Source organism: Comamonas aquatica (genome assembly GCF_018064205.1).
Taxonomy (GTDB): domain Bacteria; phylum Pseudomonadota; class Gammaproteobacteria; order Burkholderiales; family Burkholderiaceae_C; genus Comamonas; species Comamonas aquatica.
In genome coordinates this window covers 391,613-414,707 of record NZ_CP072916.1, presented here as the reverse complement: position 1 = coordinate 414,707, position 23,095 = coordinate 391,613, and the positions used below count along the sequence as shown (strand labels likewise).

At 65.3% G+C, this 23,095-nt stretch carries 23 protein-coding genes; 7 read left to right on the top strand and 16 right to left on the bottom strand.

The genetic code is table 11. The features are described from left to right. Positions 1-3: 3 nt before the first annotated feature. The 3 genes from plsX to KAQ61_RS01910 all read right to left on the bottom strand — a co-directional run bounded on the left by plsX (position 4) and on the right by KAQ61_RS01910 (position 2,168). Positions 4-1,056, bottom strand: coding sequence for a phosphate acyltransferase PlsX (gene plsX / locus KAQ61_RS01920; RefSeq protein ID WP_210930329.1), 1,053 nt, complete (start codon positions 1,054-1,056; stop codon positions 4-6). A 122-nt stretch (positions 1,057-1,178) separates the two neighbouring features. Beyond that, entirely contained in the window at positions 1,179-1,361 is a 183-nt protein-coding gene (gene rpmF / locus KAQ61_RS01915; protein ID WP_042411339.1) for a 50S ribosomal protein L32, read from the bottom strand. A 252-nt stretch (positions 1,362-1,613) separates the two neighbouring features. Next, a complete protein-coding gene (locus tag KAQ61_RS01910; protein ID WP_183301055.1) occupies positions 1,614-2,168 on the bottom strand; it encodes a YceD family protein in 555 nt (184 codons plus the stop codon). Positions 2,169-2,193: 25 nt separating this feature from the next. On the opposite strand from KAQ61_RS01910, the gene KAQ61_RS01905 reads away from it, so the two are divergent. Both KAQ61_RS01905 and KAQ61_RS01900 read left to right on the top strand, forming a co-directional pair. Continuing rightward, the gene (locus KAQ61_RS01905) at positions 2,194-2,796 is read left to right on the top strand and encodes a Maf family nucleotide pyrophosphatase (protein ID WP_210930328.1); all 603 of its coding nucleotides are present in this window, start codon (positions 2,194-2,196) and stop codon (positions 2,794-2,796) included. Beyond that, the gene (locus tag KAQ61_RS01900; protein ID WP_210930327.1) at positions 2,793-3,566 is read left to right on the top strand and encodes an SAM-dependent methyltransferase; all 774 of its coding nucleotides are present in this window, start codon (positions 2,793-2,795) and stop codon (positions 3,564-3,566) included. Before KAQ61_RS01905 ends, KAQ61_RS01900 begins: the two co-directional genes overlap by 4 nt. 140 nt (positions 3,567-3,706) lie before the next feature. On the opposite strand, the gene KAQ61_RS01895 is transcribed toward KAQ61_RS01900, so the two are convergent. From KAQ61_RS01895 to KAQ61_RS01880, 4 genes are all read right to left on the bottom strand, one after another. Further along, on the bottom strand, positions 3,707-4,747 hold the full coding sequence (locus tag KAQ61_RS01895) for a S49 family peptidase (protein ID WP_210930326.1): 1,041 nt from the start codon (positions 4,745-4,747) through the stop codon (positions 3,707-3,709). Between the two features lie 78 nt (positions 4,748-4,825). Next, on the bottom strand, positions 4,826-5,485 hold the full coding sequence (locus KAQ61_RS01890) for an HAD family hydrolase (RefSeq protein ID WP_210930325.1): 660 nt from the start codon (positions 5,483-5,485) through the stop codon (positions 4,826-4,828). 28 nt (positions 5,486-5,513) lie between these two features. Next, on the bottom strand, positions 5,514-6,518 hold the full coding sequence (locus KAQ61_RS01885) for an RluA family pseudouridine synthase (RefSeq protein WP_338026741.1): 1,005 nt from the start codon (positions 6,516-6,518) through the stop codon (positions 5,514-5,516). Continuing rightward, complete coding sequence (locus KAQ61_RS01880; protein WP_210930323.1) at positions 6,515-6,760, bottom strand: hypothetical protein; 246 nt, start codon at positions 6,758-6,760, stop codon at positions 6,515-6,517. Before KAQ61_RS01880 ends, KAQ61_RS01885 begins: the two co-directional genes overlap by 4 nt. A gap of 352 nt (positions 6,761-7,112) precedes the next feature. On the opposite strand from KAQ61_RS01880, the gene KAQ61_RS01875 reads away from it, so the two are divergent. The 4 genes from KAQ61_RS01875 (at position 7,113) to queF (ending at position 12,739) form a co-directional block, all read left to right on the top strand. Further along, complete coding sequence (locus tag KAQ61_RS01875; RefSeq protein ID WP_210930322.1) at positions 7,113-10,052, top strand: Rne/Rng family ribonuclease; 2,940 nt, start codon at positions 7,113-7,115, stop codon at positions 10,050-10,052. Positions 10,053-10,130: 78 nt separating this feature from the next. After that, positions 10,131-10,907 carry a peroxide stress protein YaaA gene (gene yaaA, locus KAQ61_RS01870; RefSeq protein ID WP_210930321.1) on the top strand — a complete coding sequence of 259 codons (777 nt, stop codon included), beginning with the start codon at positions 10,131-10,133 and terminating at the stop codon, positions 10,905-10,907. Positions 10,908-10,960: 53 nt separating this feature from the next. Continuing rightward, positions 10,961-11,821, top strand: coding sequence for a 2OG-Fe(II) oxygenase (locus tag KAQ61_RS01865; protein ID WP_244982960.1), 861 nt, complete (start codon positions 10,961-10,963; stop codon positions 11,819-11,821). Positions 11,822-11,890: 69 nt separating this feature from the next. Further along, positions 11,891-12,739 carry an NADPH-dependent 7-cyano-7-deazaguanine reductase QueF gene (gene queF / locus KAQ61_RS01860; RefSeq protein WP_210930320.1) on the top strand — a complete coding sequence of 283 codons (849 nt, stop codon included), beginning with the start codon at positions 11,891-11,893 and terminating at the stop codon, positions 12,737-12,739. Between the two features lie 89 nt (positions 12,740-12,828). On the opposite strand, the gene KAQ61_RS01855 is transcribed toward queF, so the two are convergent. From KAQ61_RS01855 to KAQ61_RS01825, 7 genes are all read right to left on the bottom strand, one after another. Beyond that, positions 12,829-13,737, bottom strand: a complete 909-nt coding sequence (locus KAQ61_RS01855; protein WP_210930319.1) for a carbohydrate kinase family protein — start codon at positions 13,735-13,737, stop codon at positions 12,829-12,831. A 29-nt stretch (positions 13,738-13,766) separates the two neighbouring features. Next, positions 13,767-14,990: a zinc-ribbon and DUF3426 domain-containing protein gene (locus KAQ61_RS01850; RefSeq protein ID WP_210930318.1), complete on the bottom strand. Its 1,224-nt coding sequence runs from the start codon at positions 14,988-14,990 to the stop codon at positions 13,767-13,769. Between the two features lie 92 nt (positions 14,991-15,082). Continuing rightward, positions 15,083-15,970, bottom strand: coding sequence for a 50S ribosomal protein L11 methyltransferase (gene prmA, locus KAQ61_RS01845; protein WP_210930317.1), 888 nt, complete (start codon positions 15,968-15,970; stop codon positions 15,083-15,085). An 84-nt stretch (positions 15,971-16,054) separates the two neighbouring features. Continuing rightward, positions 16,055-17,410 carry an acetyl-CoA carboxylase biotin carboxylase subunit gene (gene accC / locus KAQ61_RS01840; protein ID WP_045267338.1) on the bottom strand — a complete coding sequence of 452 codons (1,356 nt, stop codon included), beginning with the start codon at positions 17,408-17,410 and terminating at the stop codon, positions 16,055-16,057. Between the two features lie 81 nt (positions 17,411-17,491). Next, positions 17,492-17,953 (bottom strand): acetyl-CoA carboxylase biotin carboxyl carrier protein, encoded by a 462-nt coding sequence (gene accB, locus KAQ61_RS01835; RefSeq protein WP_042411374.1) that lies wholly within the window; start codon positions 17,951-17,953, stop codon positions 17,492-17,494. Between the two features lie 134 nt (positions 17,954-18,087). After that, on the bottom strand, positions 18,088-18,642 hold the full coding sequence (locus tag KAQ61_RS01830; RefSeq protein WP_210930316.1) for a TlpA family protein disulfide reductase: 555 nt from the start codon (positions 18,640-18,642) through the stop codon (positions 18,088-18,090). Further along, positions 18,639-19,238, bottom strand: a complete 600-nt coding sequence (locus KAQ61_RS01825; protein WP_210930315.1) for a hypothetical protein — start codon at positions 19,236-19,238, stop codon at positions 18,639-18,641. Before KAQ61_RS01825 ends, KAQ61_RS01830 begins: the two co-directional genes overlap by 4 nt. Positions 19,239-19,655: 417 nt before the next feature. Between KAQ61_RS01825 and mpl the strand changes: the two genes are divergently transcribed. Further along, entirely contained in the window at positions 19,656-21,056 is a 1,401-nt protein-coding gene (gene mpl / locus KAQ61_RS01820; protein WP_210930314.1) for a UDP-N-acetylmuramate:L-alanyl-gamma-D-glutamyl-meso-diaminopimelate ligase, read from the top strand. A gap of 103 nt (positions 21,057-21,159) precedes the next feature. Here the strand turns inward: mpl and KAQ61_RS01815 are convergent, their stop codons facing one another. Beyond that, the gene (locus tag KAQ61_RS01815; protein ID WP_043378962.1) at positions 21,160-21,471 is read right to left on the bottom strand and encodes a hypothetical protein; all 312 of its coding nucleotides are present in this window, start codon (positions 21,469-21,471) and stop codon (positions 21,160-21,162) included. A 214-nt stretch (positions 21,472-21,685) separates the two neighbouring features. Beyond that, entirely contained in the window at positions 21,686-22,846 is a 1,161-nt protein-coding gene (locus KAQ61_RS01810; protein ID WP_210930313.1) for a 3-deoxy-7-phosphoheptulonate synthase, read from the bottom strand. Between the last annotated feature and the right edge of the window lie 249 nt (positions 22,847-23,095).

Here is a 23,095-nt window from a genome sequence, read left to right as displayed (position 1 = left end):
GTCTCAATCTGCCGCAGCAGCAGGCGCGGAAGGGGTGCCCGACGCCGCCAACAGCGTGGCCGCCTGGGCAATCCGACCTTGCACACGGTCTAGAAGGTTGTTGCGGGCTGCATCATAAGCGCGGTTGAGCGCATGCTCGTAAGCCGACTTGTCTGCGGAACCATGGCTCTTGAACACCAGGCCGCGCAAGCCCAGCAAGGCGGCGCCGTTGTAGCGGCGGTGATCCATGCGCTTCATCAGCGCTTTTAGTACCGGATAGGCCACGATGGCCGCAAGTTTCGTCAAGATATTGCGCTTGAATTCGGTCTTCAGCCCACCCACGATCATGGCTGCCACGCCTTCGGAGGCTTTCAACGCCACATTGCCGACAAAACCGTCACACACGACGATGTCCACGCTGCCCTTGAAGATGTCGTTGCCTTCCACGTTGCCGATGAACTGGATGGCCTTGGCGTCACCCGCCGCACGCAGCAGTTCGCCCGTGCGCTTGATGACTTCGTTGCCCTTGATGGCTTCCTCACCGATGTTCAGCAAGCCCACCGAAGGTTCGGCATGGCCGGCGTCCAACGCCGTCACCAGCGCCGAGCCCATGACGGCAAACTGCAACAGGTGCTCGGGCTGGCAATCCACGTTGGCCCCCAGGTCCAGCACCGTGGTGGCGCCACCCTGGTCGTTGGGCAGTTGCGTGGCAATCGCCGGGCGGTCGATGCCATCCATGGTCTTGAGCAGGTAGCGCGACACGGCCATCAAGGCGCCGGTGTTGCCGGCGGACACCGCCGCATGGGCCTTGCCGTCCTTGACCTGCTGGATGGCCACACGCATGGAGGAATCTTTTTTGCGACGTAAGGCCACCTCGACGGCTTCGTCCATGGTCACAACTTCCGAGGCATGCAGGATCTCGGCGCGCTCATGCGCCTGCCACCCCGCAAACGCTTGCGGCAGGCCGACCAGCAGCAAGCGTACATCCGGGTGGGTGGAGAGAAATTGGCGGCACGCGGGAAACGTGACGCTGGGGCCATGGTCGCCCCCCATGCAATCGACTGCCAGTGTGATCATGAATAGCATTACCCGTCTGCACGAGACCGGCAACCAGTGACTAATAAATAAGCGGCATTAAAAAGCACAAAAGCCCGAGCTACAACAAAAGTAGCTGCGGGCCTTGGGTCAGCCGAGGCGAATTAGGCTTCGGACTTGTTCTTCAGCACTTGACGGCCACGGTACACGCCGTTGGGGCTGATGTGGTGACGCAGGTGCACTTCACCGGTGGTGGTTTCCACAGCGATGCCGGGCACATTCAGAGCGTTGTGCGAACGGTGCATGCCGCGCTTGGAAGGGGACTTTTTGTTTTGCTGAACAGCCATGATGGCTCCTGGTCTTGAAAGGGTTGGTGAAAAACGCGATCAGCCCATTAAAGACACGAGGGGGTTTCGCGCGAAGCCCCCGATTATAGCTCAAACCCTTGGAACAAAGCGAACCACCCCGCAACTTGGCAGGATGACCTCGGTACGCACCGGTTCACACCACGTGTCTTCCACAGCTTGGTCGCTGGGTTACCCACAGCGCACCAACAGGAAACCGCCTTGCGGCGGCTTGCAACTGATCACCAAAAAACGTCAGTCTTGGCCGCCATTCTTGCGCAGCCCGGCCAACACTGCAAACGGATTGGTCTTTTCCGTGACGGCCTGCTCGAAGTCTTCATCGCTGGAGGCCATGGGCACCACGGCCGGGCACACCTCGTGCATGGGCACCAGGGGCAGCTCCATCAGCAGCTCATCCTCGATCAGCTCGCGCAGATTGAAGTCCTTGCTGAGGGCCAGCAGGTCTTCTTCCGCCTCATCGTCCAGGACTTCGGCCGTGGCCTCGTCCTTCACAAAGCGGAAGGAGCGATCGGCATGCAGCGCAATCTCGGCCACTTCCAGGCAGCGCTGGCAGACCATGGGCACGCTGCAGTCGGCCTGCAGGTGCAGCCAGATGTGGCCCGCGCCACCCATTTCGGCCACATGCTCGCCTTCGGCACTCCAGGTGACGACCGCCGTATCCTGCACCGGGGCTTGCGCTTCGTGCTGCAGACGCTCATACATCGATAGCGGATCCTGACCTTCCAGCAGCGCGCCAGCCTTGGCAAACGCGGCCACATCAAGGTGATCCGGAGAAAAGTCCTTGCTCATGGCGGCAGTGTAAGAGAATCCCAGCATGTCTGAATCCCACACCCCGCAGCGCCCCTTGATCTTGGGGTCCACCTCCCGCTACCGCCGTGAACTGGTGGAGCGCCTGAACCTGCCCTTCACCACCGTTTCGCCCGACGTTGACGAAACCCCGCTGCCTGGCGAAGCCCCCGGCGCGCTGGCCCTGCGCCTGGCCCTGGCCAAGGCCCATGCCGTGGCCGCCCTGCACCCCGAAGCCATCGTGATCGGCTCCGACCAGGTCTCGGACCTGAACGGCCAGCCCATGGGCAAGCCCGGCACGCACGAGCGCGCGGTCGAGATGCTGCGCGCCATGCGCGGCCAGACGGTGATGTTCCACACCGCCGTGGCTGTGGTGTGCCAGGCCACCGGATTTGCGCAAAGCGATGTCGCCGTCATCCGAACCGTGTTCCGCAGCGACCTGAGCGATGACGCGATCGAGCGCTACCTGCGTGCCGAGCAGCCCTACGACTGCGCCGGCAGTGCCAAGAGCGAGGGCCTGGGCATCAGCCTGCTGGACGCCATCCACAGCGACGACCCCACGGCCCTGATCGGCCTGCCCATGATCCGCACCTGCCGCATGGTGCGTGCTGCCGGGATTGCCCTGCCATGAGCACGCCGGGCACGCTGTACCTGGTCCCCGCGCCACTGGACTTTGGCTGCGCCACGCAATCCCCCATCACCGATGTGCTGCCGGAGCTGACGCTGCGCACCGCCGCGCGCCTGCAGCACTGGGTGTGCGAGAACGCCAAGAGCACCCGCGCCTACCTCAAGCGCGTGGGCGAGCACCACCCCCTGGCCGTGCCGCTGCAGCAGATGCAGCTGCAGGAGCTGCCGCGCGAAGCCCATAAAAAAGGCGACCACGGTGGCCAGGGTGGCGCGGTGTTTGATGCCAAGGCCCTGCTGGCGCCCGCCCTGGCGGGCCACGACATGGGCATGGTCAGCGAGGCCGGCATGCCCGCCGTGGCCGACCCTGGCAGCTCCATCGTGCGCGCGGCGCACGATGCCGGCATCCCGGTGGTGCCCCTGGTCGGCCCCGTGTCGCTGCTGATGACCCTGGCGGCCAGCGGCCTGAACGGCCAGAACTTCGCCTTCGTCGGCTACCTGCCGCAGGACGCCGGCCAGCGCGTGCAGCGCATCAAGGAACTGGAGCAGTTGACCCAGCGCCACAACCAGGCCCAGCTGTTCATCGAAACACCCTACCGCAACCCAGCCCTGTGGCAGGCGCTGCTGGGCAGCCTGCAAGCCGGCACCCGCCTAGCCCTGGCCAGCGGGCTGACGCTGGAGAGCGCGCGGATTGCCAGCCGCAGCGTGAAGGACTGGAAGAAGCTGGGCACCGAGCCGGACAACCGGACCCCGGTGGTGTTTGCCATCGGCCAATAGGCAACCACCAACAACCAGAGCGCCTTGCGCTTGGCCTGCAAGACTTTCAGAGGCAAAACCATCTGAAAACCACAGCAGACCAGCGCAAGGCGCTCTTTTTTTATGCAGAACCCACCGCTGCAGCAGCGGCGGGCTGACGATCAGCGGATGGCGGGCAGCATGCCGTGCAGCGCATCCACCGCACCACCGCCCACGGCAGCGCCGAAGCGCTTGGCAAAGCGCTCGGCAATGTTCTCGCTGCGTGTGTAGTCGATCACCTGCTCGGCCTGCACCACATCGCGGGCCACGCTGTCCAGGGTGCCGTACTTGTCGGCCAGGCCCTGCTCGATCGCTTCCTGGCCCGTCCAGAACAGGCCGCTGAAGGTGTCATCGGTTTCCTTCAGGCGCTCGCCGCGCCCCTGGCGCACCACGTCGATGAACTGCTGGTGAATCTGGTTCAGCATGGTCTGCGCGTGGGCGCGCTGCCCAGGCTCCAGCGGGCTGAAGGGGTCCAGCATGCCCTTGTTGCTGCCGGCGGTCAGCAGGCGGCGCTCCACGCCCAGCTTGTCCATGGCGCCGGTGAAGCCAAAGCCGTCCATCAGCACGCCGATGCTGCCGACGATGCTGGCCTTGTCGACAAAAATCTCGTCGGCCGCGGCGGCAATGTAATAGGCCGCCGAGGCGCAGGTCTCCCCGACCACGGCGTAAATGGGTTTCTGGTGCTGGGCCTTCAGGCGGCGGATTTCGTCGTTGATCATGCCGGCCTGCACGGGGCTGCCGCCGGGCGAGTTGATCATCAGCACCAGGGCGCGCGAGCCCTGGTCTTCCAGCGCGCTGCGCATGGCGGCAATGATGAATTCCGCATTCGCGTTCGCATCGCTGGCGATGGCGCCCTTGATCTCGACCACCGCCGTGTGCGGCCCGCTCATCGCCGCCGTGGCGCTGTCACGCCCCAGCCACCAGAACGTGGCCAGAAAGGCGCCCAGCCAGGCGAAGCGCCAGAAGATGCGCCAGCGCCGCGCGGCGCGCTGCTCGCGCACCGTGGCGAACACCAGGCGCTCCAGCACATCCCGCTCCCAGCCCGGAGCGGCAGGTGCCGCCGCCTGCGGGGCACCCGATGCGGCACGCGCCCACAGGTCCTGCCCCGGCTGCGGTTCAGACGATGTAAACCCCTCGCGATCGGGGGTGGATGGTGTGCTCATGGGTGCTCTATTCTCAAAATCAGGCCAGAACGGCAGTATGCCAGCGCGGCCGCGGGCAGCGGGGGCAAAGTGCGCCGCTCAGGCATTGCTGCGCAGCCACTGGTGCAAGTCTGCGACATCCGCCGCCACATGCAGGGGCTGGCAGGCCTGCAGGTCCCGGGGGGCGTGCGCGCCATAGGCCACCGCCACGCTGGCGCAACCGGCGTTGCGCGCCATCTGCAGGTCGTGCGTGGTGTCGCCAATCATCAGCAGGCGCTCGGGCGGCACGTCCAGCTCGGCCATCAGTTCCTGCAGCATCAGCGGGTGGGGTTTGCCGGCGGTCTCATCGGCCGTGCGCGAGCTGTCGAACATGCCGCGCAGGTCGGCATGCTGCAGCGCCTCGTTCAACCCCCGGCGGCTTTTGCCCGTGGCCACGGCCAGCCAGTGGCCGCGCTCGCGCAACGCTTCCAGCATGGGCAGCACGCCGGCAAACAGGGTGATCAGCTCCTGCTGCTTCAGATAGTGGTAGCGGTAGCGGTTGGCCAGGTCGTTGTACTTCTCCTGGGGCACGTCGGGCGCGGCATGGGCCAAGGCCGGCAGCAGCGCCATGCCGATCACGTACGAGGCCTGGGCGTCCGACGGCACCGTGCCGCCGACATCGGCCACCGCCAGCTGGATGCTGCGGGTGATCGCCGCGGTGGAGTCGAACAGGGTGCCGTCCCAATCGAAGGCAATCAAATCAAATTTACGAGCAGACATCGCAATACAGTTCAAGGTTGCAGGCCATTCAGGCCACAAAGTCCGCCAACTCCGGCGGCAGTTCGGCCCGTAGCTCGATGCGCTCGTCCGTGGCCGGGTGGTTGAACTGCAGGCGCCAGGCATGCAGGAACATGCGCTTCAGCCCCTGCTTGGGCAGGCGCTTGTTCAGGTCGAAATCACCATATTTGTCGTCCCCCGCAATCGCATGCCCTTGCGAGGCCAGGTGCACGCGGATCTGGTGGGTGCGACCGGTCTTGATGGTGACTTCCAGCAGACTCATCGCCGGCAGCCCCTGCAGCGGGCGCGGCGCATGCTGGCTGCGCACCTTCACCAGGGTCAGGGCCCGCATGGCATCGGGATCGTCGGCCGTGGTGGTGCGCACACGGCGCTCCCCGTCGGGCAGCAGGTATTTGTGCAGCGGGGTGTCGATGACCTTCTTGTTGGCCGGCCAGACGCCGGGCACCAAGGCCAGGTAGGTCTTGCCGGTTTCGCGCTCGCGGAACTGGTCCTGCAGCTTGGTCAGCGCTGAGCGCTTCTTAGCCACCAGCAGGATGCCCGAGGTCTCGCGGTCCAGGCGGTGCACCAGCTCCAGGAACTTGGCCTGGGGCCGCGCCTGGCGCAACTGCTCGATCACGCCGAAGCTCACGCCGGAGCCACCATGCACGGCCACGCCGGCCGGCTTGTCCAGGGCGATCAGGTGGTCATCCTCAAACAGGATGGGAAACTCGCGCGCGGGCGCCGGACGCTCGGCCTTTTCCTGCACCCTCTCGGAAATGCGCACCGGCGGCACGCGCACCACATCCCCAGCTTCCACTCGGGTATCGGCGTGGCAGCGCCCCTTGTTGATGCGCACTTCGCCGCTGCGGATGATGCGGTAGACATGGGTCTTGGGCACGCCTTTCAGGTGGCGCATCAGAAAGTTATCCAGGCGCTGGCCCGCACCATCTTCGTCCACCGCAATCAACCGTACAGCGGAAGCTGCGGGGTTCTGGGTAGGTTCTGGGGGCTGTTTGCCCTCTATAATGTGTTTCACCTGCGCGTTATATAGTGTAAGTGGTTGATTTTTCTGGATTTTAGTCCACACAGCCATTTCCCCGGCGCAGGCAGGTCGATGCCACGGATGCCGTGCCCATCAAAATCCACCCGATTGTCGGTGGTCTCGGGGCGGGATCTGGCTGGTTGACGCATTGAAACACTGAACGGAATCTTCACGTGGATGGTGGTGTTTGGAGCCGCTTGCTCCGAGCCATCCATGTCTTCGAAATCGGCGAGCATGTGGGTACTTCTTTCTTGGTTGCTTGGTATGACGCAGCGGCAGATGCCGGTGCTGCGTGCCCGCACGCCAGGCGCCCACCCAGTCGTTCACGCTGCCACAGGCCATCACCGCACGGTGCGGGGCCTGCGCACAGCGTCACTCGCCCCCTGCCCCCTGCCCTTGCCACCGTTGCTGACCTAAGCAACGCCACCGCAATCAGGCCCAGGTCGATTCCCCTTCTTTTCGTTTCAACGCGGCAACCCGGCATCTTCGGCTCCTACAGAGCCTGTCTTTGATGAAGAGTCAAAGGCGTGTCGGTACCGCAGCGCGTTGCTGCTGGCCGGCCGCCACACAACGAAAAGGATATGCATCATGAAACGGATGCTGATTAACGCGACGCAGTCTGAAGAACGCCGCCTGGCCATCGTAGATGGCCAAAAGCTGCTGGACTACGAGATCGAGATCGAAGGTCGCGAACAACGCAAGGGCAACATCTACAAGGCGGTGGTCACCCGCGTAGAGCCCTCGCTGGAAGCCTGCTTCGTGGATTACGGCGAAGACCGCCACGGCTTCCTGCCCTTCAAGGAAATCTCCAAGCAGTACTTCGCCGAAGGCGTGGCCCCCAGCCAGGCCCGCATCAACGATGTGATCCGCGAAGGCCAGGAACTGATCGTCCAGGTCGAGAAGGAAGAACGTGGCAACAAGGGCGCGGCCCTGACCACCTTCATCTCCCTGGCGGGCCGCTATGTGGTGCTGATGCCCAACAACCCCCGTGGCGGTGGCGTCTCGCGCCGCATCGAGGGCGAAGAGCGCGCCGAACTCAAGGAGGCGATGGACCAGCTCGAGTACCCCAAGGGCATGTCCATCATCGCGCGCACGGCCGGCATCGGTCGCTCCGCCCCCGAGCTGCAGTGGGACCTGAACTACCTGCTGCAACTGTGGACCGCCATCGACGGCGCAGCCAAGGGCGGCAAGGGTGCCTTCCTGATCTACCAGGAATCCAGCCTGGTAATCCGCGCCATCCGCGACTACTTCAACAATGACATCGGTGACATCCTGATCGACACCGACGACATCTACGAGCAGGCGCAGCAGTTCATGGCGCACGTCATGCCCGAGCATGCCGCCCGCGTGAAGCGCTACCGCGACGACGCCCCGCTGTTCAGCCGCTTCCAGATCGAACACCAGATCGAGTCGGCCTACTCCCGCGTGGTGCAGTTGCCCTCCGGCGGCGCCATCGTCATCGACCACACCGAAGCCCTGGTGTCGGTGGACGTGAACTCGGCCCGCGCCATCAAGGGCGGCGACATCGAGGAAACCGCCACCCGTACCAACCTGGAAGCCGCCGACGAAGTGGCCCGCCAGATGCGCCTGCGCGACCTGGGTGGTCTGATCGTGATCGACTTCATCGACATGGAAGAGTCGAAGAACCGCCGCGAAGTGGAAAACCGCCTGCGCGACGCCCTGCGCCAAGACCGCGCCCGCGTGCAGTTCGGCACCATCAGCAAGTTCGGCCTGATGGAAATGAGCCGCCAGCGCCTCAAGCCCGCGCTGAGCGAAGGCGCCCACATCAATTGCCCACGCTGTGGCGGCTCCGGCCACATCCGCGACACCGAGTCCTCGGCGCTGCAGATCCTGCGCATCATCCAGGAAGAGTCCATGAAGGACAACACGGCCGCCGTGCACTGCCAGGTGCCCGTGGAAGTGGCCTCCTTCCTGCTCAACGAGAAGCGCACCGAGATCGCCAAGATCGAACTCAAGCAGCGCGTCTCCGTGCTGATGGTGCCCAACAAGTCGATGGAGACGCCGCACTACAAGCTGGAGCGCCTCAAGCACGACGATCCACGCCTGGAAAACCTGGACGCCAGCTACAAGCTGGCCGAGGAAACGGAAGACGTGACCAAGGTCACCCGCCGCTCGCAGGAACCCACCAACAAGCAGACGCCAGTCATCAAGGGTGTGCTGCCCGATGCGCCGCCCGCGCCCGAAGCGCGCCCCCAGCCTGCCGCCCGCAACGCCGACAAGCCACGCACCGGTGGTGCCCAGCGCCCCCAAGCCGCCGCAGCGGCTGCGCCACGCACCGAAGTGCGCGAGCAAGGCTTCTTTGCCTGGCTCAAGAGCCTGTTCGGTTTCGGCGCCAAGCCGGCGGTGGAACATGTGGCACCGGCCAAGGCCGAGACCCCGCGCGAAGGCCGCCAGGGCGAGCGCAATGGTCGCAACGGTGAACGCAATGGCCGCAATGGCGAGCGCGGCAACCGCCGTGGCGAGCGCAGCGAACGCGGTGACAACAGCGAACGCGGCCCCCGCAACGAAGCCGGTGGCAGCGAACGTGGCCGCCGTGGCGAACCGCGCAACGACCGGAACGAGCGCAGCGAACAGCGTTCGGGCGACAGCAACCGCCCCCAGCGTGAGCCCCGTGGCCGTGAACGCCAGCCACGCAATGCCGAGGTGAGCGAGCAGCGCAACCTGCAAGCTGCGGCCCCTGGTGACGCCAGCCTGCAAGCTCCGGAGACCGAACGCGCGGAACGTACCGAGCGCCAGCCACGCCGCGAGCGCGGTGAGCGCCGTGACCGCCGCCAGGGCGACGCACCGGCCCTGCCCGTGGTCGACACCAACGTGCAGGACGTGACCGGGGATCTCCAGGCCGTGGAAGGCCAGGACCCCAGCGCGACCAGCACCGAAGACGCGCCCCGCAATGGCCGCCGCTCGCGTGACCGCTACGGCCGCGATCGCCGCAACGGCCGCGACCGCAACGGCGCGCCCCGTGACGAGGACGCCGTGAACGGCGAGGAAGACGCTGCCGTGGTGGCCCCTGCCGCCGTGGACGCCGACGCCGAGACCGTGGTGGACAGCGCACCGCGCCGCAGCTACTTCAGCCAGGTGACGGCCGCCGAAGAGGCCACCCCGGCCGCCGCAGACACCGCCGTGGCTGCACCGGTCGAAGCCGCCCCTGTCGCCGCGGCACCCGCCCCAGCGGTTGTGGCCGAAGTGGCAGTGGCCCCCGCAGCCCCTGCTGTGGCACCCGCCGCCCCGGCCGCTGCAGCCGCCATGCCCCGTGTGCAGGCCTATGCCCTGCCAGTGGGTGACCTGGTGCAGCTGGCACGCGATGTGGGCCTGGAATGGGTCAACTCGGACGCCGACAAGGTGGCCGCCGTGCAGGCCGCGATTGCCGCAGAACCACAACCCGTGCGCATCCCGCGCGAACGTCCCCCCGTGGTGGTGATCGACGAAGGCCCACTGGTCCTGGTCGAGACCCGCAAGGACCTGAGCGACATGGTCCTGCCGTTCGAGCAGACCAGCACCACAGCCTAAAACGCTGACAGCTACCGGGGGCCTAGGGCCCCCGGTGCTTTATTGACGCCCGCTGTTGCCGCCCTACCGACCGTGCCCATGCTGTTGTTGCTCTCGCCCGCCAAATCCCTGGATTACGAACGTCCGCTGCCTGCCGGACTGCCCCACACCCTGCCCCCCTTCATTGCGCAATCCGCCGAACTCATCGCCCGCTTGCGCCAGCTGCCGCCCCAGGACGTGGCAGCGCTGATGTCGATCAGCGACAAGCTGGCCCAGTTGAACACGGCGCGCTACGCCGCCTGGCAGCCAGAGTTCACGCCCGACAACGCGCGCCAGGCGCTGTTTGCCTTCAACGGCGACGTGTACGAGGGGCTGGATGCCTATTCCCTGAGCTCCGACGACATCGCCTGGGCGCAGAACCACGTGCTGATGCTCAGCGGCCTGTACGGCGCCCTGCGCCCACTGGACTGGATGCAGCCCTACCGCCTGGAAATGGGTACACGCCTGGCCACGGACCACGGCAGCAACCTCTACCAGTTCTGGGGGACACGCATCGCCCAGCTGCTCAACGAACGCCAGGCCCGCAGCGCACAGCCGGTGGTGGTCAATCTGGCATCGCAGGAATACTTCAAGTCCGTCGACCTGAAGCACCTCCAGGCCCGCGTGGTGGAGTGCGTGTTCGAAGACTACAAGGGCGGCAAGTACAAGATCATCAGCTTCCATGCCAAACATGCCCGCGGGCTGATGGCACGCTATGCCATCCAGCACCGGCTGACCCGGCCCGAGCAGTTGATGCAGTTTGACGAAAAGGGCTACGCTTACGCCCCAGAGGTCTCGTCCCCCGACCGCCTGGTCTTCCGGCGCAACGCCGCCTGAGCCCGCAGGCGACCCCGCCACCCTGAGGACGCGCCCACGACAAGGAGATTGCCGTGCCCCAGTCTTTGGAACAGTTGTCGGCCCAGGTCCCCGGCAGCACTCCCGCCCTGCTGCAATGGGTGCAGACCCAGCTGGCCGCCGGCCACAGCCCGGCTGCGCTGCAGCACAGCCTGGTCACCGCGGGCTGGTCGGCACCCATTGCCCAGGCCGCCACCGACCTGCTGCTGCGCCCGGCCGCCGTCGCACCGAGCGCCCCCATGGAGATGCCGGATCTGCGCCTGCAGGACGGCTGCAACGCGCTGGACACCGGTGACCGCCACGTCCAGGTGCTGCTGTCCATGCAGCGTCCGCGCCTGGTGCTGCTGGACCAGTTGCTGAGCCCCGAGGAATGCGCCCAACTGATTGCCGAAGCCCGCCCGGCGATGGCCCGCTCCAGGACCGTGGCCAAAGAGGCCGGCGGCGAAGAGATCAACCCCGACCGCACCAGCGATGGCATGTTCTTCCAGCGCGGCCAGACCCCGACGGTGCGCGCCCTGGAGGCCCGCATCGCCCACCTGCTGCAGTGGCCGGTGGAACGCGGCGAAGGCCTGCAGGTGCTGAACTACCGGCCCGGCGCGCAGTACAAGCCCCACCACGACTACTTCAACCCGCAGGACCCGGGCAGTGCGCCGGTGCTGCGCCGCGGCGGGCAGCGCATCGCCACCCTGGTGATCTACCTCAACACGGTGAGTGCCGGCGGCTGCACCTATTTCCCTGAAAGCCAGCTGCGCATTCACCCACGCCCGGGGCAGGCGGTGTTCTTCCGCTACCCTCGCCCCGAAGCCCAGAGCCTGACCCTGCACGCCGGCGACCCGGTGCTGCAGGGCGAAAAATGGATCGCCACCAAATGGCTGCGCGAACAGGCCTTTGCCTGACCCCTCAAAGTTTGACCCCCAATCGCCCGCCAGCGCGCACCCAGCCTGCGCAGGCAGCTATGAATATCTATGAATACACCTGAACAATCGCAACTGGGCAAGGCCTCCGCCTATGCCGACCAGTACGACCCCAGCCTGCTGTTTCCCATTCCGCGCAGCGGCAAGCGCGAGGAAATCGGCATCACCGGGGCCCTGCCCTTCTTCGGCGCCGACCTGTGGACCGCATTCGAGCTGTCGTGGCTGAATGCCCGCGGCAAACCCCAGGTGGCGCTGGCGCACTTCACCATCCCCTGCGAGACCCCGCACATCATCGAGAGCAAGTCGTTCAAGCTGTACCTCAACAGCTTCAACAACAGCCGCTTCGACAGCCTGGAGGCCGTGCAGGAGCGCCTGCGCGAGGACGTCAACGAGGCCCTGTGGCGCGGCGCCGCCGTGCGCCAGTCGTCGGCCAGCGTGCGCGTCATCGCCCAGGATGCCTTCGAGCTGCAGAAGGTGCAGGAGCTGCAGGGCCTGAACCTGGACCGCCTGGACATCGAATGCAGCGACTACACGCCGCGCCCCGACCTGCTCAAGGCCGACCACGACAACCCGCCCGTGACCGAGACCCTGGTCAGCCACCTGCTCAAGAGCAATTGCCTGGTCACCGGCCAGCCCGACTGGGGCAGCGTGCAGATCAGCTACACCGGCGCGGCCATCGACCAGGAAAGCCTGCTGCGCTACATCGTGAGCTTTCGCAACCACAATGAATTCCACGAACAATGTGTGGAACGCATCTTCATGGACATCACGCGCCAGTGCCAGCCTATGAAGCTCAGCGTCTATGCGCGCTATACGCGCCGTGGCGGTCTGGACATCAACCCGCTGCGCACCAGCCACCCCATGGCTTTGCCGCCAAATGTGCGCACAGCCCGCCAGTAGCCTACGCAGACAGCTATGAAAAAAAGGAACCCAAAGGTTCCTTTTTTTCATGGACACGGTCCGCAGCAGGCCTGCGGGCCGGCATGGCCTCAGGCAGCAAAAGTAGCGGGATCGAAATCCAGCACATAGTTCTGCGGTCCCTTGGACGCCACCTTCAGTGCCCCCACGCGGTTGCCCAGCGCCGCGCAGCGCGCCAGCGACCAGCCCTGCTCCAAACCGAACAGCAGCGCACCGCGCCAGGCATCGCCGCAGCCGGTGGGGTCGACCACCTCGGTGGGCGCCACCGGCGCCACCAGGGTCTTCACGCCCTGCTCCCAGACTTCGCAGCCCTGGGCGCCCAGGGTCACCACCAGGCCCTGCACCTTGTGGCTCAGCGCCGCCAGGTCCAGACCGGTGCGGTCGCACAGCATCTTGGCCTCGTAGTCGTTCACGGCAATCCAGCTGGCCTGCTCGACAAAGTTCAGCAGCTCCTGGCCATTGAACATGGGCAGGCCCTGGCCGGGATCGAACACAAACGGAATGCCCGCGGCCTGGAACTGCGCGGCGTGCTGCTGCATGGCATCACGGCCATCGGGCGAGACGATGCCCACGGCGGCGCCTTCGCTGCCGTCGATGACGTTGACATGGGCCTCGGTCATGGCACCGGGGTGGAAGGCCGTGATCTGGTTGTTGTCGCTGTCGGTCATGATCATGGCCTGGGCGGTGTAGGTGTCGTCCAGCTGACGCACATAGCGCGTCTCGATGCCCAGAGTGCGCATGCGGCCCAGGTAGCTGGCGCCATCCTCGCCCACGGTGGCCATGGGCAGGGGCTGGCCGCCAAGCAGCTTCAGGCTGTAGGCGATGTTGCCGGCGCAGCCACCGAAATCGCGGCGCAGCGAAGGCACCAGGAACGACACGTTCAGGATGTGCAACTGCTCCGGCAGGATCTGATTGGCAAACTTGCCCTCAAAACTCATGATGGTGTCAAAGGCGAGGGAACCGCAAATCAGTGCAGCCATGGTCAAACTTTCGTGATGGGAAAAAGAAATCAGGGATAGAAGGCCAGCACCCGGTAGCCGGAGACGGCCAGGTGCAGCCCTTGGGTGACCACCGACAGGCTGCCTTCCCATTCGGTCTGGGCGGCCAGCTCGACCGGCGCGCCGATGTCGCTGGGCAGCAGCACCTTGCGCACCAGCACCTGGTCCTGGGCATCGGTCAGCGTCAATTCCACCGCCGGCGTGGCCACCGAGGTGGTCGCCTGGTTCTGGATGCTCAGCTCCAGACGGTAGCGGTGAGGTTGCGCATCCTGGCGGAACGAAGAACCGGTCAACACCACGGCCGCAATGTGCTGGCGCGGCGCCAGTTCACAACGCAGCGCAATGCACATGGTCTGGAAAAAGGGGCGCCACTGGGGTTTCCAGGCGACCAGGGTGTTGCGCTCGTGCACGGCGATCTGCAGCAGCAAGGCCAGCGGCAGCAGGATCACCAGCATGCCCATGGCAAAGCGCACGCCAGGCTGGTTCCACCAGGCCTTGCGCTGGGCTTCCTTGACAAAGCTGGGCAAGGCCTCGGCTTCAAGATCGTCGGCTTCTTCGGCCGGCAGGGCCTCAGGGGCCGTGGGCGCGTGCACTGCCGGTTCTGGTGCCACGCCCTCCTGGGCCTCCAGCTCCGTGGCCATCGGGGGCAGCGGCTCGGGTTCGGACTGCGTTTGGGGTGGGGTCTGCAGCACCTGCTGCCAGGCCTCTGCCTGGGCTTCCTCGGCGGGCAAGGCCTGCTGCGGCTCCCAAGGCACGGCCTCCTCCCAGACGGGCTCGCGCGGTGATGTGGCACCCACGGCACCGGCAGCAACAGCCCGCCACACTGGCGCATCGTGCACTGCCGCCATCGGCTGGTCCAGCCAGGCTTCCGGGGCCAGCTCGCTGTCCGTATCCACCGGCGCGGGCAGTTCATAGCCCGCCGCCACGGGCTCGGCGCGCGGCGCCGGCGTGGACAGCTCCACAGGCACGGCCGCCAATGGCACAGCAGGCAGGGAGAGGGACTCTGGCTCTGGCTCTGGCTCTGGCTGGGTGACGGTCACCGCCACAGGTGCCAGCACCTCAGGCGCAGCAGGCACGGGCGCGGGCGCCACCGGGGGTGCCTCTTCCAGGGCCTGGGCTGCATCGAACACTTCCTGACAACGACCGCAGCGCACCCAGCCATCGGAGATGCGCAGTTGATCGGCCACCACACGGAATTTGGTGCCGCAAGAAGGACAGCAGGTAATCAGGCTCATCGCGCGTGGATTGTAGAAGCTGGGGCGCACGCCCCTGGCAGGCAGAAGATGTCCGATGTTAATCAGCCACGCGCCAGGGCACGCGGCCAGGTTCAGGCGCGGTGCGCGGTCATCAGAATCCAGCCGTCCTCGCTGTCGGCCACCTCCAGCTGCAGGTAGGGCGCGTAGGCTTCCTTCAGCTCGTCGGCCTGGCGCTCCAGGATGCCGGCCAGCACCAGATGGCCGCCGGGCTGCACATGCGCGCACAGCAGGGGGGCCAGGACCTTAAGCGGCGTGGCCAGGATGTTGGCCAGCACGGTCTGGTAGCTGCCCTGAGCCTTGTCCGGCAGACCGGCCTTGAGCGTGACCTCATTGGCCTGGGCATTCAGCTCGCACGACACCACGGCATCCTGGTCGATGTCGACCGCATCGATGTCCTGTGCGCCGAACTTGGCCGCACCGATCGCCAAAATGCCGGAGCCGCAGCCATAGTCCAGCGTGCGGCCCAACGAGCCTTGGGGCTGGCGTGCAATCCAGCGCAGGCACATGCGGGTCGTGGGGTGGGTGCCGGTGCCGAAGGCCAGGCCGGGGTCCAGGCGGATGCTGACCTTGGCGGCTGGCGGCAGTTCGTGCCAGGTGGGCACGATCCAGAATTCGGGGGTGATGTCCACGGGCTGGAACTGGGACTGCGTCAGGCGCACCCAGTCCTGCTGCTCGACTGCCTGGATGCCCAGCACCTGGCAGCCGGCAAAGAAGTCCTGCAGTTGCAGCAGCACCTGGGCCTGCTGGGCCGCGTCCTCGGTCGGGAAGAGGGCCACGATGCGGCTGCGGTTCCAGCCTTCCTTGGGGGCTGGCATGCCGGGTTCACCGAACAGGGGCTGCTCGGACTCGGTTTGCGCATCCATGTCTTCGACCGAGACGCTCAGGGCATCCAGGGCATCGAGCGCATCGCTCACATCTTCGACCCGTTCTTCGGGACACATCAGGCTGAGCTCAAACATGAGGCAGCTCCTTCAAGCTTTATAAAAACGAAATGCTGGCCCCCGTCGCCAGGGGCCAGCATGTGGGTGCTCAATGCACGGGGATCAGCGCTTGCGCTGCTCCAGCCATTGTTCCAGGTAGTGGATGTTGGTGCCGCCTTCGGCGAACTTGGCGTCCACCATCAGGTCCTGGTGCAGGGGCACATTGGTCTTGATGCCTTCAACCACCACTTCCGACAGGGCCGTGCGCATGCGCGCCATGGCCTGCTCGCGGGTGTCACCGTAGACGATCAGCTTGCCGATCATCGAGTCGTAGTTCGGTGGCACGAAGTAGTTGTTGTACACGTGGGAGTCCACACGCACCCCGGGGCCACCGGGCATGTGCCACATGGTCACACGGCCGGGCGAGGGGATGAACTTGTAGGGATCTTCCGCGTTGATACGGCACTCGATCGCATGGCCCCGCATCTGGCTGTTGACCTGGCGCTGGGTGAAGGGCAGCTTTTCGCCGGCCGCCACCATGATCTGTGTCTTCACGATGTCGATGCCGGTGATCAGTTCGGTCACGGGGTGCTCGACCTGCACGCGGGTGTTCATTTCGATGAAGTAGAACTCGCCGTTTTCAAACAGGAACTCGAACGTCCCCGCGCCACGGTAGCCGATCTTCTTGCAGGCGGCCACGCAGCGCTCGCCCACCTTCTCCACCAGACGGCGGGGAATGCCAGGCGCAGGCGCCTCTTCGATCACCTTCTGGTGGCGGCGCTGCATGGAGCAGTCGCGCTCGCCCAGGTACACGGCGTTCTTGTGCTGGTCGGCCAGCACCTGGATTTCGACGTGGCGGGGGTTCTGGAGGAACTTCTCCATGTACACCGCAGGATTGCCGAAGGCGGCACCGGCTTCGGCCTTGGTCATCTGCACGGCATTGACCAGGGCGGCTTCGGTGTGCACCACGCGCATGCCGCGACCACCGCCGCCGCCGGCGGCCTTGATGATCACGGGATAGCCGATCGCCTTGGCGATGCGCTTGATTTGACCGGGATCATCGGGCAGTTCGCCATCCGAACCGGGCACGCAAGGCACGCCGGCCTTGATCATCGCCTGCTTGGCCGACACCTTGTCGCCCATGATGCGGATGGAATCGGCCGTGGGGCCGATGAACTGGAAACCGCTTTGCTCGACGCGTTCGGCAAAGTCGGCGTTTTCGCTCAGGAAGCCATAGCCGGGGTGGATGGCTTCGGCGTCCGTCACCTCGGCGGCCGAGATGATGGCCGGCATGTTGAGGTAGCTCAGGGGCGATGCGGCGGGGCCAATGCACACCGCTTCGTCGGCCAGCTTGACGTATTTCGCGTCGCGGTCGGCCTCGGAGTAGACCATCACGGCCTTGATGCCCATCTCGCGGCAAGCGCGCTGGATGCGCAGGGCGATTTCACCCCGGTTGGCAACCAAAATTTTCTTAAACATGGAAGTCCTCGTTGTTCACCGCCCCTCGCGGGGCGAATCGTGGAATCTGGCCAGTCCCACAGCGGGGGACTGCAACAGACCTCACTCGATCACGAACAGCGGTTGTCCGTATTCCACGGCTTGGCCATTGTCGACCAGGATGCGGGTCACGGTACCCGACTTGTCAGCCTCGATCTCGTTGAGGATCTTCATGGCTTCGATGATGCACAGGGTCTCGCCTTCCTTGACCTGGGCGCCGACTTCCACGAACGCTTTGGCGCCAGGGCTGGAAGCACGGTAGAAGGTACCCACCATGGGGGACTTGACCTGGTGGCCAGCCACGGCCGCAGGAGCGGCAGGTGCTTCGGCAGCAGCAGGGGCAGCGGCAACAGGGGCGGCGGCTTGCACGGGGGCGGCTTGCATGGGCGCGGCAACGAACTGCTGCACCACGTTGCCACCGCTCTTGACGATGCGGACTTTGCCCTCTGCCTCGGTAATTTCCAGTTCCGAAACATTCGATTCGGACACCAAGTCGATGAGGGTCTTGAGTTTACGCAGATCCATGGAAGCTCCAACGGCTAAAACTAAATAAGGGCGCGAATTTACCCTAAATCCGCCCTTCTGCGCGCTTTGTTAGATATTTTTCGCCATCGCCATTGAGGTTTTTTTGATAAAACCCGGCTTGGTGGTCGTGGTCACTAGCTGAAAGTGACCCATTGCTGCAGTTCTTTTTCTGAAAGTTCGCCGATTTTACGCGCTTGCACATGACCCTTGCCGTCCAACAAGATGGTGAACGGCAAGCCCCCATTGATATTGCCCAGGCTGCGTGTCAGCGTGACCCCTCCGGCACCGGCCAGGGCCACGGGAAAGCTCAGGGGCTGACGCGCCAGCCATTTGTTCACCGCGGCCGCCTGGTCCACGGCAATGCCCAGCACACGCACGGCATGCGTCCCCCGCGCGGCCTGGCCCTGGGCAAACTGGTTGATCAAGGGCAGCTCGCGCACACAAGGGGGGCACCAGGTGGCCCAGAAATTCACCAGCAGGGGCTGGCCGCGCAGCGAGGCCAGGGCTAGGACGCCCCCCTCGGGCTGCTGCAGCTGCAATTGCCAGAATGCCTCCAGTGCGGCGTCGTTGCTGGTGGCGCTGCGGGTTTGCTCCCAGGCCAGCCAGGCGCCGCCTGCGGCCGCGGTCAGCGCCACCCCACCGGCCAACCAGCGCCGCCGCGCCACAGACATGGGCGGGTGCGCGCTCATACCGCCTCCTCGGCCAGCAACTGGCGCACGGCCTCGGCGTCGCCACGTTGGCTGCGCCCTTGTGCATCGTTGCGACGGGCCCCGCGCAGGTCGTCATAGTCGTACACCATCAGGTGCACGCCCACCACTTCGTTCAGGGGCTTGCACAGGCTGCTGATGCTCAGCGCATCCACCGCCTCGCCATGGAAGCCTGCGACCTGGGTCACGTCGTACTGGACGTTGTTGTTGATCAGCGCGATCTCGGCCGACTTGGAATCGTCGCAAAACAGCTGGATATAGATGTCGGAGTTGCGCGTGGCCGTGCCGCGCCACACGGCCCCGGCAAGGTGGGGGCGGAACTCCTGCAGCCGGTCCATCCACACCAGGGCCAGCTCGCGCAGGGCCCGCAGCTCCTGCGGCTGGGTATCGGCGCAAAAGATCTCGATGTATTTGCGCACGGCGGCTTCCAGCGCATCGTTGTCAGGCAAAGGGGTGCGCGGCGGCAACCCCAGCTGCTTGGCGGCGCGGCGTTTAGCGGGGCCCCATTCCAGCCCTTCTTCCACCACCATGCGGGCGGCAGTCTGGGCGATTTCGTGCAGGGCGGAAGATGAATGCATGCCGTGTTCTCTGGTCAACCATCAAAGCCCCGATTATGGGAAGCCAGCGGCCACCCGGGTGGCAGACAGCCCGTCACCCCCAGGGGTTAAAGCCCGCCGCCGCCCGATGGTTCCCATCCCTGGCGCCCCCCTGGCCGCCCGCTGCCCAGCCGCCCTGCACCGGACTGTGCATATTTGCTATCTAAAACAAGAGCTGCTTGCGCTGATACAGAAAGCGTTTACTGCTCATATCTATCTGAAGTGCCTGCTGATGTTGCACAGACCGCTACTGTTTCCATGGATTGAGGCTGTTACCGCTGCTTGCACCAGCTGCCACCAGACGGCCAGCGAGGCGGGCGAAGCCACCAGGGCACGCCAGCGAGGCCACCAGTCCCTGCCGATGGCAGCACAAGCATGAACACGCCCTAGAATCCGGGCATGCATATTCATATCTTGGGCATTTGCGGCACGTTCATGGGTGGCGTCGCCGCGCTGGCACGCGAAGCGGGCCACACCGTGACCGGCTGCGACGCGGGCGTGTACCCGCCCATGAGCGACCAGCTGCGCGCCCTGGGCATTGAGCTGATCGAAGGCTTTGGCACCGAACAACTGGCCCTGCAGCCCGACATGTTCGTGGTCGGCAACGTGGTCAGCCGCGCCCACCTGGCCGATGGCAGCCCCAAGTTCCCGCTGATGGAAGCCATCCTGGACCAGGGCCTGCCCTACACCAGCGGCCCGCAATGGCTGAGCGAGCATGTGCTGCAACGCCGCCATGTGCTGGCCGTGGCCGGCACGCACGGCAAGACCACGACCACCTCCATGCTGGCCTGGATCCTGGAATGCGCCGGCCTGACCCCGGGCTTTCTGGTCGGCGGCGTGCCGCTGAACTTCGGTGTCTCGGCCCGGCTGGGTCAGTTGGCCACCGCCCAAGAGCGCCCCCTGTTCGTGATCGAGGCCGACGAGTACGACACGGCCTTCTTCGACAAGCGCAGCAAGTTCGTGCACTACCGCCCCCGCACGGCGGTGTTGAACAACCTGGAGTTCGACCACGCCGACATCTTCCCGGACCTGGCCGCCATTGAGCGCCAGTTCCACCACCTGGTGCGCACCGTGCCCGCTTCGGGCCGCGTGGTCTGGAACGGGCTGGAGGAAGCCCTGGCCCGCGTGCTGCACCAGGGCTGCTGGAGCACCCAGCGCAGCTTTGGCGCCGCGGTCAGCGACTTCACCGCCGAAGGCGCCCACCATGCCTTCGATGTGCTGCAGCAAGGCCGCAAAGTCGGCCGCGTGGAATGGGAGCTGAGCGGCGAGCACAACCAACTCAACGCGTTGGCCGCCATCGCCGCAGCCGAGCACGTCGGTGTCTCTCCAGCCGTGGCCGCCGAGGCGCTGGGGCGCTTTCACAACGTCAAGCGCCGCATGGAACTGCGCGGCAGCGTGCGTGGTGTCACCGTCTACGACGACTTTGCCCACCATCCGACGGCCATCCGCACCACGCTGGACGGCCTGCGCCAACGCATCGGCCAGCAGCAGCGCATCCTGGCCGTGTTCGAGCCCCGCAGCAACACCATGAAGCTGGGCACCATGAAGGCCCAGTTGCCCTGGTCGCTCAAGGAGGCCGATCTGGCCTTTTGCCACACCGCCGGCCTGGACTGGAATGCCGCCGAAGCGCTGGAGCCGCTGGGCGATGCCGCCTTCACCACCGACAACATCGATACCCTGGTGCAGCAGGTGCTGGCCCAGGTGCGCCCTGGTGACCACATCGTCTGTATGAGCAATGGCGGCTTTGGCGGTGTGCACGGCAAGCTGCTGGAGGCGCTGCAAGTGCACCTCGCGACCTGACCGCACATGCCTGGCACCGGGACAACAAAAAAACCGACTGGGAACAGTCGGTTTTTTGTGGCGGCCCGGCGCGCTGCAGCCGCAGCGGACGGGTGGCACGGACTCAATAGGTCACGGTCATGGCGGCCACGTCGACCTTGATCATCGGGCGCGCCAGCACGGCATGGGCAGCGCGCGCATAGGTCTGGAACCAGGCCTCATCGCCCAGACGGCGGGCACCTGCCTCACGCGCCACCACCAGCACCTTGTCGGCCAGCAGCACCTTGCCACTGGGGCGCAGGGGCTCGCAATCCAGGGCGATGAACTGCTCATCCAGCCAGCGGCGCGCCTCTTCGTTGCCCATGGGTGCCAGGCGGTCCACATCGGCACGGAACTGCTGGTCGGCGCTGAGTTGCACAATGACTTCACTGATCATGGGGAGCCTTTCCGAAAAGCGGTGTTCCGTGGCGCTGCAGCGGGCCCCGAACGCCCTGGGGCGTGAAGGAGGGATGCCCGCTGGACACCACGGAAACATATAGAAAACAAGAGCTACCTACACAATACCAGCAAGCGTTTGCGGCAAAAGTCACTGCAAAGACAATCCCCGCAGATCTTCCGCACACCGGGCCTGCCGGGCAGGCCCGGTGTGCTCAGGCCGCCACGACGGCAGCGGCCTGGGGCTGCACCACGCCGCGGCGTTTTTGCACGGCGCCCGACAGGCGATCCAGCACCTCCAGCGTATCGTTCCAGCCGATGCAAGCATCGGTGATGCTCTGGCCATAGTGCAGGCCGCAGACCTCGTCCTTGCCGGGGGTGAACTTCTGCGCCCCTGCGACCAGGTGGCTTTCCAGCATGACACCGAAGATGCTGCGCGAGCCAGCTTCCATCTGCGCAGCAATGTCGGCCACCACGTCCTTCTGGCGCTCGTGCTGCTTGAGGCTGTTGGCATGGCTGCAGTCCACCATCAGGCTGGCCGGCAGGCCGGCCTTGCCCAGGTCGGCACAGGCCGCCTGCACACTGGCGGCATCGTAATTCGGCGTCTTGCCGCCGCGCAGGATGACATGGCAGTCCTGGTTGCCGGCGGTGTGGACGATGGCGACCTGGCCGTTCTTGTGCACGGACAGGAAGTGGTGGCCGTGACTGGCGGACTGGATGGCGTCGGTAGCGATGCGGATGTTGCCGTCCGTGCCATTCTTGAAGCCGATGGGCGCCGAGATGCCCGAAGCCAGTTCGCGGTGGATCTGGCTTTCGGTGGTGCGCGCGCCGATGGCGCCCCAGCTGATCAGGTCACCGATGTACTGGGGCGAGATCACGTCCAGGAACTCGCTGGCAGCCGGCACGCCCAGGCGGTTGATGTCGATCAGCAGCTGGCGGGCAATGCGCAAGCCCTCGTCAATGCGGTAGCTGCCGTCCAGGTAGGGGTCGTTGATCAAGCCCTTCCAGCCGACAGTAGTGCGGGGCTTTTCGAAGTACACACGCATCACGACTTCCAGCGTGTCCTTGTACTGCTCGCGCACATCGGCCAGACGGCGGGCGTAATCCAGCGCAGCCGCTGGATCGTGGATGGAGCAAGGCCCGACAATCACCAGCAGCCGGTCGTCGTTGCGCCCATGCATGATGTTGCGGATGGCGCGGCGCGTGTTGCTGACCAGCGACTCCACGGGTGTGCCTTGGATGGGGAAGAAGCGGATGAGGTGCTCGGGAGGGGGCAACACGGTAATGTCCTTGATACGTTCGTCGTCAGTCTGGCCAGTCTTTTGTACAGAGCTGCGATACCAAGCGTCGCCGGTGGAGGTGTTGTGAGCGTTCATGTCTGCCTCGTGGTCCTGTGGAGTGTTGGAATACATGGGTGAAAAAAAACCGCCGGGCTTTTCAGCTTCGGCGGTTTTTTGGAGGGTGTTCGTGTGTGCGAGCGCTTGCCTCTCATCCGCCTGGGACCGAGAACCAAAAGTAAAAATAGAAAGCGCTACGTACTTGCATGGCGAAAGACTTTAACACCAGGAATCGTGCACTGCAACACAGCGCAGCGCACATCATTCAGGAAAAAACCAAAAATACCT

Coding starts and splice junctions, on each gene's coding strand:
- plsX (WP_210930329.1), bottom strand. CDS start 1,056: ATGATCACACTGGCAGTCGATTGCATGGGGGGCGACCATGGCCCCAGC.
- rpmF (WP_042411339.1), bottom strand. CDS start 1,361: ATGGCTGTTCAGCAAAACAAAAAGTCCCCTTCCAAGCGCGGCATGCAC.
- KAQ61_RS01910 (WP_183301055.1), bottom strand. CDS start 2,168: ATGAGCAAGGACTTTTCTCCGGATCACCTTGATGTGGCCGCGTTTGCC.
- KAQ61_RS01905 (WP_210930328.1), top strand. CDS start 2,194: ATGTCTGAATCCCACACCCCGCAGCGCCCCTTGATCTTGGGGTCCACC.
- KAQ61_RS01900 (WP_210930327.1), top strand. CDS start 2,793: ATGAGCACGCCGGGCACGCTGTACCTGGTCCCCGCGCCACTGGACTTT.
- KAQ61_RS01895 (WP_210930326.1), bottom strand. CDS start 4,747: ATGAGCACACCATCCACCCCCGATCGCGAGGGGTTTACATCGTCTGAA.
- KAQ61_RS01890 (WP_210930325.1), bottom strand. CDS start 5,485: ATGTCTGCTCGTAAATTTGATTTGATTGCCTTCGATTGGGACGGCACC.
- KAQ61_RS01880 (WP_210930323.1), bottom strand. CDS start 6,760: ATGCTCGCCGATTTCGAAGACATGGATGGCTCGGAGCAAGCGGCTCCA.
- KAQ61_RS01875 (WP_210930322.1), top strand. CDS start 7,113: ATGAAACGGATGCTGATTAACGCGACGCAGTCTGAAGAACGCCGCCTG.
- yaaA (WP_210930321.1), top strand. CDS start 10,131: ATGCTGTTGTTGCTCTCGCCCGCCAAATCCCTGGATTACGAACGTCCG.
- queF (WP_210930320.1), top strand. CDS start 11,891: ATGAATACACCTGAACAATCGCAACTGGGCAAGGCCTCCGCCTATGCC.
- KAQ61_RS01855 (WP_210930319.1), bottom strand. CDS start 13,737: ATGGCTGCACTGATTTGCGGTTCCCTCGCCTTTGACACCATCATGAGT.
- KAQ61_RS01850 (WP_210930318.1), bottom strand. CDS start 14,990: ATGAGCCTGATTACCTGCTGTCCTTCTTGCGGCACCAAATTCCGTGTG.
- prmA (WP_210930317.1), bottom strand. CDS start 15,970: ATGTTTGAGCTCAGCCTGATGTGTCCCGAAGAACGGGTCGAAGATGTG.
- accC (WP_045267338.1), bottom strand. CDS start 17,410: ATGTTTAAGAAAATTTTGGTTGCCAACCGGGGTGAAATCGCCCTGCGC.
- accB (WP_042411374.1), bottom strand. CDS start 17,953: ATGGATCTGCGTAAACTCAAGACCCTCATCGACTTGGTGTCCGAATCG.
- KAQ61_RS01830 (WP_210930316.1), bottom strand. CDS start 18,642: ATGAGCGCGCACCCGCCCATGTCTGTGGCGCGGCGGCGCTGGTTGGCC.
- KAQ61_RS01825 (WP_210930315.1), bottom strand. CDS start 19,238: ATGCATTCATCTTCCGCCCTGCACGAAATCGCCCAGACTGCCGCCCGC.
- mpl (WP_210930314.1), top strand. CDS start 19,656: ATGCATATTCATATCTTGGGCATTTGCGGCACGTTCATGGGTGGCGTC.
- KAQ61_RS01815 (WP_043378962.1), bottom strand. CDS start 21,471: ATGATCAGTGAAGTCATTGTGCAACTCAGCGCCGACCAGCAGTTCCGT.
- KAQ61_RS01810 (WP_210930313.1), bottom strand. CDS start 22,846: ATGAACGCTCACAACACCTCCACCGGCGACGCTTGGTATCGCAGCTCT.